A 13,612-nucleotide genomic window follows, 5' to 3' on the forward strand; every position below is an offset into this window, starting at 1 on the left:
TAGAAGTAACAAAAAACTACCGCGAGCCACTTTGTGCTAAATCCATTAGCTCCCGGTTGGCAACGGTAAACATCGCTAATTCACAATTGGTTTGACCACGAAGGTCTGCCAGCATAGCATCCCAACGTCCGACTAACACTTGATGCTGATTAATCCACTGCTCAATCCGTTCTGCGATATTTTCAATAGCGGTTTCCATATTTAAAACTGCTACTGTCAGTGCCCGCTGTTGCCAGGTTAATTCATCTCGAATACTTTCCCTGGCCATTGACTGCCAATGGTTTGATGCTTCCAGATTACCCAGCTCTTGAGCGAACCAATGTAAATGCAAACGTTCACCAATAGCAAAATAGGTTTGCGCCACTTTAGCTAATGGTTGTCCAGTTTGATCCGCTGCTTTAACAATTGATAAACCATAAGACAAATAGCGATATCCCCCTACAAAACCAGCTAAATCGTCTGGCACACCTTTTTCCACTAACTCCTGGGTTTTAGCCTGCCACACTTGCCGCATTTCTTCACTCAGCAGATCAGGTAATAGCTGACTAAACTCACGTATCTGTTTACCATAATGAGCAACGCATTCCTCTGCATTGAGTTCTTTGCGTTTCATTCGAATTAACCAGCGTGTAGCACGACGAGTTAATCGAATTAGATCAGCCATCATTTCCTGCTGAATAGCTGCAGGCACTTTATGATCAAGCGATTCAATTTTTTGCCAATAATCATTAATAGCAAAAATATCTCTAGCAACCACAAAAGCTTTGGCAATTTCTGCCGGCTCAGCACCTGTCGATAACTGTAAGCGATGAACAAATGTAATGCCCATCATATTAATTAAATTATTGGCAATTTGAGTAGCCGCAATTTCTTTTCTGAGCCGATGGCTTTCAATAGCATGACCAAACTTTTCCACCAATACTTGAGGAAATGCAGTATTCACCTCTCTGGCCAGATAAGCATCAGCCAACACATCTGAAGCAAGCAGTGCTTCTTTCAAATCAGCTTTACTATAAGAAATTAATAAAGACAGCTCTGGTCGAGTAAGCCCCTGATTATTAGCCACCCGCTCAGCCAAACCTTCATCATCAGGCAAGAACTCAATAGCGCGATTTAGTTTACCTTGTGCTTCCAGGTAGTGAATAAAGCGTTTACTTTCATCCATGACTTGCGCTGCTTCTTGCTGTGCTAACGAGATAGCCTGCACCTGTCGGTAATTATTCATTAATACCAAATCAGCTACATCATCCGTCATTGTTTCAAGCAACTGATTACGTTGTTTAAGGGTCATATCCCCATTACTTACTACTTCATTCAGTAAAATCTTGATATTGACTTCATGGTCAGAGCAATCTACACCACCTGCATTATCAATAAAGTCAGTATTCGAAGCACCTTGACTTAGGCAATATTCAACCCGGCCTAACTGAGTAAGACCTAAGTTGCCACCTTCACCAACAACTTTACAACGTAATTCTTTACCATTAATCCGTAGTGCATCATTGGCTCGGTCTCCTACATCACCATGGGATTCAGCAGAAGCTTTGACATAGGTACCAATACCCCCATTCCAGATTAAATCCACTGGTGATTTCAACAAGGCAGTGATTAACTCATTAGGGGGCAGCTGGTCTTCTTCGATAGCAAACCGCTCTTTCATTTCAGGCGTTATGGTTATCGACTTGGCATCTCGAGAGAAAATGCCACCGCCAGCCGAAATGAGTGACTGGTCGTAATCCATCCAGCTAGAACGAGGTAAATTAAACAGCCGCTGCCGCTCTTTGAATGATTGTGAAATTAAGGGGTTAGGATCAATAAAAATATGCATATGGTTAAAAGCAGCGACTACCGCCAAGCTTTCTGATAGCAGCATGCCATTACCAAATACGTCACCTGCCATATCTCCAATACCAACGACAGATATAGTATCTTTTTGGATATCAATGCCTTTTTCCCTGAAATGTCTTTGCACTGACACCCAGGCACCACGTGCGGTAATCCCCATTTTCTTATGGTCATAGCCAACACTGCCGCCAGAAGCAAAGGCATCACCCAACCAAAAACCATACTCATCTGCCAGTTGATTTGCGATATCAGAGAAAGTGGCGGTCCCTTTGTCAGCTGCCACAACCAAATAAGGGTCATCACCGTCATAACGCACGACAGATGCAGGAGGAACCACCTTACCTTCCTGCAAATTATCCGTGACATCCAATAACGCACGGATAAAGGTTTTATAGCAGGCAATCCCTTCTTCCAATATCGCTTCACGACTATCTGTTGGCAGGTGCTTAGGTGCAAAGCCGCCTTTAGCACCCACCGGCACAATCACCGCATTTTTCACCTGTTGGGCTTTTACCAGGCCTAATACTTCAGTACGAAAATCTTCTAGTCGATCAGACCAGCGTAAGCCACCTCGGGCTACCTTACCACCTCGTAAATGCACCCCTTCCACGCGAGGCGAATAAACAAAGATTTCAAACATGGGGCAAGGCAGTGGAATTTGCGGAATTAATTTGGGTGAAAATTTAAATGAAATATAGTCTTTTTGTTGACCTTTTTCGTCAGGTTGGAAAAAGTTGGTTCGTAGTGTCGCATTAATCACATCCACATAGCGACGAATAGTACGATCCTGGTTAAGTACAGTTACCTGATCAAGAGCATTGTAAATTTTTTGTTCCAATGTCTGCTGTTGTGCTTTACGCTGCTCACTACCCTGCTGTAATTCCGGATTAAAGCGCATATCAAACAGCTCTACCAGCAGCCTGGCAATTTCAATATTTTCCGTTAAAGTTTGCTCAATATAAGGTTGGCTTAATCCAAAACGAATTTGTTTTAAATAACGTGCATAAGCCCTCAATACGGATACCTGCCGCCAGCTTAATTGAGCCCCTAAAATCAACCGGTTAAAACCATCATTTTCAGCCTGGCCAAACCAAATATGCTGGAAAGCATCCTGAAAAATTGTATTCACCTGCTGTACATTAATTGGCTCATTTTTACCGTATAGCAAGGTGAAATCATGAATCCATACAGATTCCCCAGTCGACTTGCGTACTGTGTAAGGATACTCACCAATCACCCGTAACCCTAGGTTTTCAATAATTGGAATCAAATCAGATAACGGCAACGGCTGGTGCTGATGAAATACTTTAAACCGCAACCGATTATCTACATCATCAATTGACTGATAAAAACTCATAGTTAACGGCTGGCGATCTGATAACGACTCACAATGCTCTACATCAACAACCGCCGTTCTGGGTGAAAAGGTTTCCCGGTAACCCGCTTGGAAACCTTTTCCATAGAGATTAGCCAGGTGATTACCTTCAACCTCTCCTTTGGCTTCCAATAAAGTATCTTTAAATTCGTCTTCCCAAGAGTAAGCCGCTTGAATAATTTCACTGGTAATGGTTTGCAGGTTGTAATCCCGTACATTTTCCGAATCCAGTTTGAGGGTGAAATGCACCCGTGCCAATACTGACTCTGAAAAATAAGTGGTAAACTCCGAATCAACCGTACCTAACCGTTGCTCTAGAATAGTTTGCATTTTTATCCGTAGCTCAGTGCTGTATACATCACGAGGGACATACACCAAACAGGAATAAAACAGGCAGTTCTTATCCTGGCGAATAAAAACACGAATTTGTCGTCTTTCTTGAATTTGGAGAATACCCATGGCTGTTTCAAAAAGCTGATCAAACTGCATTTGAAACAACTCTTCCCGTGGGAATACTTCTAAGATCTGTGCCAATTCTTTGCCGTGATGACTTGAAGGCTCTACACCACTACGATCAATAACTGCTTGAACTTTTTTACGTAAAATAGGAATGAGTTTAGGGCTTTCCGAATAAACAGGTGAAGTATATAAACCCATAATTCTGACTTCACCAACTACTTCACCGGCCTGATCAAATTGTTTAACAGCAATGTAATCAGGGTAAGCCGGACGATGAACGCTGGAGCGCAACCCTGACTTAGAAAAGCTGATAATATCTTTATTGGTTAAAAAGTCGCAATCAATATGCGCAGCCACTCGATTGGACTTCAATAGCCCCAACGCAGTATTTTCTAATGCCACTGGTTGCTTATTCTTACCCTTCCCTTTAACGTCAATCTCTTCATAACCAAGGAAAGTAAAATTATTACTGAGTAGCCAGTTTAAAAAGGCTTGTTCTTCATCGACATTGCCCGCCGGGTGACGGCTACCCAGCTGCTCAGACAGGGCAGCAACTTTGTCACAGATAGCATGATGATCAGCCACCACCAGTCGTACATCTGACAATACCCCATTTAATTCAGCAGTCAGTTCATTCAGCTCACGTTGATGCTCAAGCCGGTCAATTTCCAAATACATGACAGCTTCTTTACTTTCAGTGCCTTGCTCTGCCTCCCAAAGTAACTGAAAACTATTATCACGAACGGAATTCAGAACAGTATTTTGCAGATAGTGAATGGTAGTACCGCGCTGATTTAAGCGCATTCGAATAGAGTCCACTAAAAAAGGCAGATCCTGATGAATAATTTGGATGACAGTATGGGTAGAGTGCCAGCCAAAATGTTCATAGTCTGGATTAGTAATGGCTATTTTAGGCTGCTCGGGATTGTGCTGTTGGATAAACTTCCAAAATGATAGGGTACTGCCGACAATATCACTTTTACGAAACTTTAATAAATCTTCAAACCCAGCAATAGAGAAGAACTGGTGAGTAAATGCTGTCAACGCATCTACCTGATTGGCCGGCACATGTGTTACCACTTCGGCCACTAGCTTTTTTAAATAATCGGTTTTGTTGTCGGCTGAAATATAGCCCATACCTTAAACTCCGCAGTATTGCCCAGTCTAACCCACACTTAACAAGCGTAGACCATGAGTTTGGCCATGACTTCATCAACCCAGGCTAGCTGAACACTTATTATTCACTTGCAATAGGCTGGAAATAAACTGACAGATTATAGACAGGGGGTAACAAGCAACTTAAGTCGTATTTTCCGAATGGGCTAGGGTTTGTTGACGTTTGCTAGGGCCACGAGGATAGAAGTTTAGTCATTCTAAATAAACAACAAATCACGCAGAGTGATGTTTTTTTAGTCACCTCCTAAAATTCAGCGATAGGAGTTGCTTACCTTCTGTTTCAACATTACGGGTTTGAAGGTTGCAAAACACAAAATTCTCTTTATCCTTGCGCGATAAAAATAAAACTCGGTAAAACTAATTAGCCTACTTGTTGACTAAAAGGGTCTATAGACCCAAATGTCCGTCACTTGACGCGTGGTGTAGAGAAGGAATATGACAACAGCAAAGCAAGCCATTATTGCCTTACAAGAATATTTGTCTAGCCAAATTATTGGTCAACACCGATTAGTAGAACGACTATTGATTGCCTTGCTAGCCGATGGCCATTTATTAGTTGAAGGTGCACCTGGGCTTGCCAAAACCAAAGCCATTAAAGCCCTCTCTGATGGTTTGGAAGCAGACTTCCACCGTATTCAGTTTACCCCTGACCTGTTGCCTGCGGATATTACTGGCACGGATATTTATCGCCCAGAAAACGGCAGTTTCGAGTTTCAACCCGGCCCAGTTTTTAATCACTTGGTTTTGGCCGATGAGATTAACCGTGCGCCAGCTAAGGTGCAATCAGCGTTATTAGAAGCCATGGCAGAACGCCAAGTGAGCGTGGGTAAAACCAGTTACCCACTACCCGATTTATTTCTGGTGATGGCCACCCAAAACCCCATTGAACAAGAAGGTACTTATCCCCTGCCAGAAGCTCAACTGGACCGATTTTTAATGCATGTCATGATCGGCTACCCAACCGCTGATGCGGAGCGGAAAATACTCCAGTTAGCCCGTGGCGAAGCCATTCAAGCCCCTAAGCTTCCTGCCCAGCCAGTAACCCAAACCGATATTTTTGCCGCTCGCCAAGCAATTTTGGCATTGCACATGGCTGATCCAGTGGAGGAATATATTGTCCAACTAGTGTTAGCTACTCGTGATGCAAGAGCTTACGATGACCAACTAGCCAGTTGGCTGGAATACGGTGCCAGCCCGCGAGGTACGATTGCTTTGGATCGCTGTGCTCGTGCTTATGCCTGGTTACAAGGCCGCGACTTTGTTACTCCTGATGATGTTCAGGCCATTGCCCATGATGTCCTCCGCCACCGCTTACTCCTGACTTTTGAAGCAGAAGCTGAAGGGGTTAATGCCGATCATGTCATTGACCAACTACTACAAGTAGTTCCCACCAGCTAGGGAAAGGTTATGAGTGGAGCATATACCTCTATCAAGGAGCTGATTCAGTTACGGTTGGCAGCTAAAGATATTCAACTGTTTACTCCCAATAAAGTACGTAGCAGTTTAGCAGGCCAATATCAGTCGAAACTAAAAGGACGTGGTGTCGACTTTGCTGAAGTACGGGTTTATCAGCCAGGAGATGATGTCCGTACCATTGATTGGCGAGTCACTGCCCGAACTCAGGTGCCTCACACCAAGCTGTTTCAGGAAGAGCGAGAGCGACCAGTTTTTTTATTGGTGGAACAAAGTCTGCCATTGTTTTTTGGCAGCAGCCAGGACTTCAAATCAGTCACCGCAGCCGAAGCAGCTGCAGCGTTTGCCTGGGCCTCTTTACAACATGGTGATCGCGTAGGCGGTTTAGTATTTAATCACCAGCAACAACACCAGGAAATTAAACCCAAACGCAGCAAAAAATCCGTACTGCAACTGTTGCATACCATTACAGAAATGAATCATGCCCTGTCTTGGCAGCAATCTAACAGCCTTCCTGCTTCAGAATATTTCTGTCATGCGCTTCGCTATAGTCGCCAGCTCATTAAACCTGGCAGCGCGGTCATTTTAGTAGGTAATTTTTATCAACTCCCACCCTTGGCAGAACAACATCTTTATAAATTGTCTCAACATAGTGATGTTTTTATTGTCAATATTACTGATCCATTAGAGGTGCAATTACCCAAGCCAGGGGTATATGCCGTAACAGACGGACAGCACCGGCTAAACATCAATAGCCGTCATAGCCAAAGTCGACAACGCTATCAACAACAGTGGCAAACTCAACAGCAGCAACTCATCACCATGTGCCAACGTTATCGTATGCCCTTACTGCAACTTTCAACGACCGAGCCTGCTCTGCAGCAATTAGTCGAAAAACTCGCTGGACAGCGGAGGCGACATGGCTAACCAACCCGCCATTCCAGAGGAGGTATTAAAACAACTGGCGCCTTTAGCCCAGCCTGAACCCATCAGTCAGTGGCCAATGGCACCCGGTTGGTGGCTATTGGCAGCTTTGATATTATTGATAGCCGGATTTGCCAGCTACAAGTTCTATCGACGTAGAATGCAACGTCGTTACCGTCAACAAGCCAGCCAGCTGTTAGACAATTATTGGCAAACTTATCAACGCCAACAAAATTTAGCGGCATTTATTACTGCCTGTAATCAACTATTAAAACAGGTAGCCATAACCGCCTATGGTCGCAATCGAGTGGCTGCACTAACTGGGCAAGCTTGGCAACAATTTTTGCTCGCCCATCAGCCAAGTAATGCCGTGCAATTACCCGATGATTTTTTTGGTATAAGCCAATACCAAGCTCAGCCGAATATTCCGGCAGACAAACTCAAAGACTTTACCTATCGTTGGATTAATCATCATGTTTGAGTTTAACTGGCCCTGGATCTTGTTATTAATCCCCTTACCCATTTTTGTTTACTGGCTGGCTCCCCCTGCCAAGCAGCAACAAGCTGCTATTCGAGTGCCGTTTTACCAAAGCCTGGCCAGCGCCACTGACTCCCATCAGCAATCATCCCAGTCGAACCGGTTTCAACGACTGCTAGTCATTTTAATTTGGTTGTTACTTATATCGGCGTTGGCTCAGCCCCGTTGGGTGGGTAGTCCCATTAGCTTACCCACCACTAGCCGTGAGTTGATGCTGGCAGTTGACTTATCCGGCAGCATGGAAGCTCAGGATTTAAGACTTAGAAACAAACAGGTAGACCGATTGACTGTTGTTAAAGATGTCTTGCAAGACTTTATTGCCCGCCGCAAAGGCGACCGGCTGGGGTTAATTTTGTTTGGTAGCCAGGCTTATTTGCAGGCTCCCTTAACTTTTGATCTAACTACAGTCAAAACCCTACTTGATGAAGCATTAATTGGGATGGCAGGTAAAAATACGGCCATTGGCGATGCTGTTGGGTTAGGAGTTAAACAACTACGAAAGCGCCCTGCAGAAAATCGAGTACTGATTCTCTTAACCGATGGAGCCAATACCGCCGGAGAGGTAACTCCACTTCAAGCGGCGGAGCTGGCAGCTAAAGAAGGCGTTAAAATTTATACCATTGGTGTTGGTGCAGACGAAATGATTTTACCTGGGGTGTTTGGTACTTCATTTGGATCAAGACGGGTTAACCCTTCTATTGATCTCGATGAAAAAACCCTCAAAGCTATGGCAGATAAAACCGGCGGTGAATATTTTCGGGCTAAAAATACCCAGGAACTCAATAAAATCTATGCATTGTTAGATGAACTGGAGCCGGTTTCCCAACAAGATCAAACCTTCCGCCCCAGTAAAAGTTTTTACCACTGGCCACTAGCTGCTGCACTGTTACTAAGCTTTGGCCTAGCGCTTAGTCGCCTCTGGCCCATACTTTTCAACAGCGTCGCCAGCCGACAGGCTGACAATAATGAAAAGCGTGATGCTAATCTAGCAACCGTAGTGGGTAATAAATGAGGGTGTTGTTAGGGAAATAATGATGGAGCTATTAACTGACTTTCACTTTATTCGCCCCTTGTGGTTATTGCTGATCATCCCTGGCTTACTACTAGGTTGGGCACTGTGGTATTACCAGCCCAAACAAGGCTTATGGGAGCAAGTGATCCCACCTCACTTATTGAAACATTTAATGGCAGAGTCTGACTCCACTATAAGACGTTGGCCATTAACTCTACTGATACTTGCTTGGCTATTGGTCAGCTTGGCACTGTCAGGCCCCAGCTGGCAAAAAGTCAAACTGCCTGTCCAGAAGTCTGCTCAGCCACTGGTAATTGTGCTAGACATGTCACTGTCACTGTATGCGAATGATCTGAAGCCCAATCGATTAACCCGAGCCAAACGCAAGTTGCGAGATTTACTCAAGCAACGTAAAGAAGGATTAACAGGCTTGGTGGCTTATGCTGGCGAAGCTTACACAATTGCCCCATTAACTGATGATAGCCGAACCATTGCCAATTTGGTGAAAGCCCTTAGTCCAGAAATTATGCCTTCTACAGGAAGTCGCGCCGAGCGTGGTATCAACCAGGCACTTGAGTTACTAAATAACAGTGAAGTGGGTAATGGCGATATTATACTGATGACGGATGGTTTAGAAAAAGAAACCATCCCCGCCATTAAACGACAGTTAAGTAATACCCCCTATCGCTTATCCATTTTGGGCATTGGGACTGAAGAAGGGGCTCCCATTCGAATTAACAATACTTTGTTAAAAAACCAACGGGGAGCCATTGTTATCGCCAAACTAAATCGAAGCCAGTTGGCCTCCCTCGCCCAACAATTTGGAGGGCGTTATAGTGATATTACCCTAACTGACCAAGATATCGAACGCCTCTTGCCTGAATCCGATACCCCGGCAAAAACCATGGAAGTCGAGCAAACCTTTGATGAGTGGCATGACCAGGGCTTCTGGTTATTACTCTTGGTGATACCTTTGGCACTAATGGGGTTTCGCCGTGGCTGGTTAATGGCTGTATTACTAGTTCCTCTTGCCCTTCCCCAACCCTCTGAAGCTGGCTGGTGGCAAGACCTTTGGCAAACCCGTGACCAACAAGCTGCACAAGCACTCGCCAATGGAGACTCCACCAATGCAGCCAACTTATTTAATCGCCCTGACTGGAAAGGTACTGCTCAGTTCAAAAATAAACAGTATGAACAAGCAGCTGAATCCTTTGCACAATCAGAAGGAGCTGAAGGCCTCTATAACCAAGGGAATGCTCTTGCCCATGTAGGAAAAATAGATGATGCGATTAAAGCTTACGAACAAGCTCTGAAACTCAATCCAAGCTTAGAAAATGCTAAGAAGAATAAAAAAATTCTGGAAGATCTGAAAAAACAGCAGCAACAGCAATCACAACAAAACCAGGCCAATCAGAACCAGAATGAACAACAGCAGGATAATAACCAACAACAGGACAATAGCCAGCAGCAAAGCAGTGGTCAAAATCAACAGGAACAAAATCAGGCTAATCAGTCCCAACAGGATCAGGATAAGGCAAACACCTCCCAACAGGAGCAGCAATCAGATCAGCAACAAAACCGGCAATCACAGCAAAATCAGGGTAATCAAGACAACCAGCAAGACCAGAATAACCAAGTCACTGAGTCTCCCCCTAAACCTGAAGAGCAGGACCAAACCAACCAGGCACAACAACAGGCTCAAGTCAACAAAGATGACCCTGCCACTGATCAGAAGCAGGATAATACTGAACAACAAGCCCAACAACTGACAAAAGCAGACCAAGAGGACAGCCTGGAAAAACAACAAGTAGAAGGCTGGTTAAGGCGAATTCCTGATGATCCAAGTGGTCTATTAAGAAGAAAACTGCTTTACCAACAGCGTCTAAAACAATTTCAACAGCAACAAGCGGATAGTGAAATCAAATGGTGACCCTGAAAAGATCAGTGCTAATCTGGCTAACCACTTTATTACTGGGCTGGTCAGTTATCTGTAATGCTGAGTTCACCGCCTCAGTAGACAGAACTATGATTAACCAGAATGAAACCGTTGAGCTTACCTTACGCAGTGATAAACAACAGTTTGGTGCTGAACCTGACCTGTCACCTTTACATGAGTTATTTACTATTTTAGGCCGGAGCCAGCGTAGTCAATTTCAATCCATTAATGGTAAAAATAAATCCTGGACTGACTGGATCATTACCATTACTCCTAAACAAAGCGGCTATGTTGTCATTCCTCCCATTAGTTTGAAAGGTGAAAAAACCAAGCCTATTACTCTCGATGTCAAACCAGCAGGCAGCCATCAGCAGTCTTCAGGTAAAAATGTTGCTCCCCTTTTTATTGAAGCCAGCTTGGATAAAGAACCCGTTTTTGTTCAAGAACAGGCCGTATTAACTGTTTATATTTATCACTCCGTGCCATTATACGATGATAGTCGCATAACGCCATTAACGATCCCCAATGCTATTAGCCAACAGTTGGGGGATGTTAAAACCTATGAAACCATCATTAATGGTCAACGTTATGGTGTATTTGAACTCAAGTATGTCATTTTCCCACAGGAAAGTGGTGAAATGAGGATACCTGCCCTTAAATTTACAGGCACTATAGCCTCCCGTAGCAACCGAAGTTCCCCATTTGGGCTATTCCCCCATCGTCAAATCGGCGCACCGGTTGTAGAGCACTCACCAGAAATTAAGCTCACAGTAAAAGCACCACCAGCCAACACCAAAGGCAACTGGTTACCCGCCAAAAAATTGAGTTTGACGGAAAACTGGAGTGCTGACACCAATCAGTTAAAGGTAGGAGACTCTATTACCCGTACCATTAAAATTGAAGCCGAAGGCTTAACTGCAGCTCAATTGCCCCCCTTAACCAACTCTGAATTAAATGGGGTAAAGCTCTATCCTGACCAGTCTACAACCAAGGATCTCTCCACAGAGCAAGGAGTGATTGGCCAACGGATCGAATCAGTCGCACTAGTGCCCACTCATGCAGGCACCATTGAATTACCGGAAATTCGCTATCGCTGGTTTAATACGACTAGTCAAAAAATGACAGAAGCAGTTTTACCAGCAAAGCAAATTACTGTTGCCCCTGCGACCACAGGACAAAGCCAACCAGTAAAGCCCGCACCGATTACCTCTACAAAACCTTCCACTGCACAATTGGAAACAACTGAGCAGCCCATGCCAAAAGCTCAAACAACCGAAACTAACCATTGGCAATGGTTGGCGCTGTTATTTGCTGCTCTTTGGTTAATTACTCTTGGCTTGTGGTGGCGACAACGTCAGCAGTCAGGCATTATCAGTAACCAACTCTCAACTACACCAAAAGCTGAAAATGCTTCAAACAAAAAACTGTTAACAGCTTTACTCAACAGCTGCGACCAACAAAATTTACCTAAAATTAGAAAGCTATTTATTGAATGGAGCAGTCAGTATTTAGCCAACCCACACATTAAAAGTCTTCAAGCAGCTGAAAACCACTGGAAAAACCCGGCACTTACCAGCTATTTAGCTGCATTAGATAACCAACTGTACGGAGATAAACAACAACCGTTTGACTGCGCTGGCTTCAAGCAACAAATAAAACTGTTGAAGCCCACCAAACCACCTAAACAAGCACAACATAGTTTAATGCCACTTTATCCCACACTATCAAACTAGGGTGTCACGCCCCCCAAGGAGGGTGTCGCAAAAGGTTATGAGCGAAGCATAGACAAGGCAAAAATTGGCGAAAAAGCGGAGTTTATAACTTAATAAATGAGCACTTTGAGTCGATTTTTAACGCAGTATTTGCAAGCACAGTAGTTTTGCGACAGCCTCCAAGATAGTGTTAAAGACTAAGTAAGCTGTTTAATGACACCCTTGCCATTGTTTTTGGATAGCCTGAATATCAACCGCAAATAAGTCTTTACTCTGAAAGATCTGTCGATTAAGTAAAGTCACTTGCTTTTGGTGATCAGGCTTTTGTCTTGAAAATAAAATATGGCTAATCGCGTAAGTAACCGGCTTCGGGTGATAAGTTATTTTTTGTTGTTGTAAAGTGGTCAATGTGCGTTTAATTAATAATAAACCATTATCACGGGTTAATAGTGCCAATTGAATCCTTCCTCTTAGTAATAATCTGAGCATCAGTACATCATTCCTTACCTGATGAAGATAAATGCGATCTTTGGCAACCGCTTGATGAAACTCATTACCATAGTCATAACTAGCCGTCACCCCAATTGGCTCCCATGCTTTAAGCTGGGAATAATCAGCCCAACTAAACTGGCTATCTGCTAAATGAAAAAAAACGTAGGGATCTCCAAATATTGGTAGAGTAAAATTAAAATACTTAGCTCGCTCTACATTGCATCGCCAGGACGGGGTTGCATCATGCCTTCCCGCTTTAGTCGTATTTAAGGCAGCTTTCCAGTCATCATACCAGATATATTCCACTTCCAAGCCAGCCTGGTGAAATAACTGATTAATAATATGAGAATGTACGCCATCTTCTGGACGGCCTTTGTAGTAATAAGGTGGCCAATCCGCTACCGCTAAACTTACCTTCTCTGCTATTGACACCCTGCTAGTCAACAATAAGGCAATTAATATTCCGCCCAGTGTAATTGGTAAAAAAGGTAAGAAGCACTTTAGCTTTTGCATATCAAAGGTAACCACTAAGAGACTGCCTTTTACATAGCTGAATATAGCGTAAATTTCATTTGCAATGACTTCTGATATACTGACTTCTATTCCAGTTATCCATAGGCAACGACATAAGCCGTATAGCACATTATTTGCATAACAGTGCACTCTATGAGCCATCAAAAGCTCACCATTAGCATAGTGGGATAGACAACTCTAAGTATTCGAGGAAGCA

The 13,612-nt window shown here is 43.8% G+C and carries 8 protein-coding genes; 6 read left to right on the forward strand and 2 right to left on the reverse strand.

Going from position 1 to position 13,612, the window contains the following annotated elements; genetic code table 11:
* Window positions 1-16: 16 nt before the first annotated feature.
* The gene (locus G4Y78_RS16345; RefSeq protein WP_163834037.1) at window positions 17-4,816 is read right to left on the reverse strand and encodes an NAD-glutamate dehydrogenase; all 4,800 of its coding nucleotides are present in this window, start codon (window positions 4,814-4,816) and stop codon (window positions 17-19) included.
* Window positions 4,817-5,290: 474 nt separating this feature from the next.
* On the opposite strand from G4Y78_RS16345, the gene G4Y78_RS16350 reads away from it, so the two are divergent.
* From G4Y78_RS16350 to G4Y78_RS16375, 6 genes are read left to right on the forward strand one after another with little or no spacing between them, the layout of a single operon-like run.
* Complete coding sequence (locus G4Y78_RS16350; RefSeq protein ID WP_163834038.1) at window positions 5,291-6,253, forward strand: AAA family ATPase; 963 nt, start codon at window positions 5,291-5,293, stop codon at window positions 6,251-6,253.
* Window positions 6,254-6,262: 9 nt separating this feature from the next.
* The gene (locus G4Y78_RS16355; protein WP_163834039.1) at window positions 6,263-7,195 is read left to right on the forward strand and encodes a DUF58 domain-containing protein; all 933 of its coding nucleotides are present in this window, start codon (window positions 6,263-6,265) and stop codon (window positions 7,193-7,195) included.
* Window positions 7,188-7,673 (forward strand): DUF4381 domain-containing protein, encoded by a 486-nt coding sequence (locus tag G4Y78_RS16360; RefSeq protein WP_163834040.1) that lies wholly within the window; start codon window positions 7,188-7,190, stop codon window positions 7,671-7,673. Before G4Y78_RS16355 ends, G4Y78_RS16360 begins: the two co-directional genes overlap by 8 nt.
* The gene (locus tag G4Y78_RS16365) at window positions 7,666-8,742 is read left to right on the forward strand and encodes a vWA domain-containing protein (protein ID WP_163834041.1); all 1,077 of its coding nucleotides are present in this window, start codon (window positions 7,666-7,668) and stop codon (window positions 8,740-8,742) included. Before G4Y78_RS16360 ends, G4Y78_RS16365 begins: the two co-directional genes overlap by 8 nt.
* A 19-nt stretch (window positions 8,743-8,761) precedes the next feature.
* Window positions 8,762-10,672 (forward strand): VWA domain-containing protein, encoded by a 1,911-nt coding sequence (locus tag G4Y78_RS16370; RefSeq protein WP_163834042.1) that lies wholly within the window; start codon window positions 8,762-8,764, stop codon window positions 10,670-10,672.
* The gene (locus G4Y78_RS16375; RefSeq protein WP_163834043.1) at window positions 10,666-12,411 is read left to right on the forward strand and encodes a BatD family protein; all 1,746 of its coding nucleotides are present in this window, start codon (window positions 10,666-10,668) and stop codon (window positions 12,409-12,411) included. Before G4Y78_RS16370 ends, G4Y78_RS16375 begins: the two co-directional genes overlap by 7 nt.
* 189 nt (window positions 12,412-12,600) lie before the next feature.
* On the opposite strand, the gene G4Y78_RS16380 is transcribed toward G4Y78_RS16375, so the two are convergent.
* Complete coding sequence (locus G4Y78_RS16380) at window positions 12,601-13,557, reverse strand: substrate-binding periplasmic protein (RefSeq protein WP_163834044.1); 957 nt, start codon at window positions 13,555-13,557, stop codon at window positions 12,601-12,603.
* Window positions 13,558-13,612 lie beyond the last annotated feature (55 nt).

It is taken from the genome of Spartinivicinus ruber, from assembly GCF_011009015.1.
Classification (GTDB): domain Bacteria; phylum Pseudomonadota; class Gammaproteobacteria; order Pseudomonadales; family Zooshikellaceae; genus Spartinivicinus; species Spartinivicinus ruber.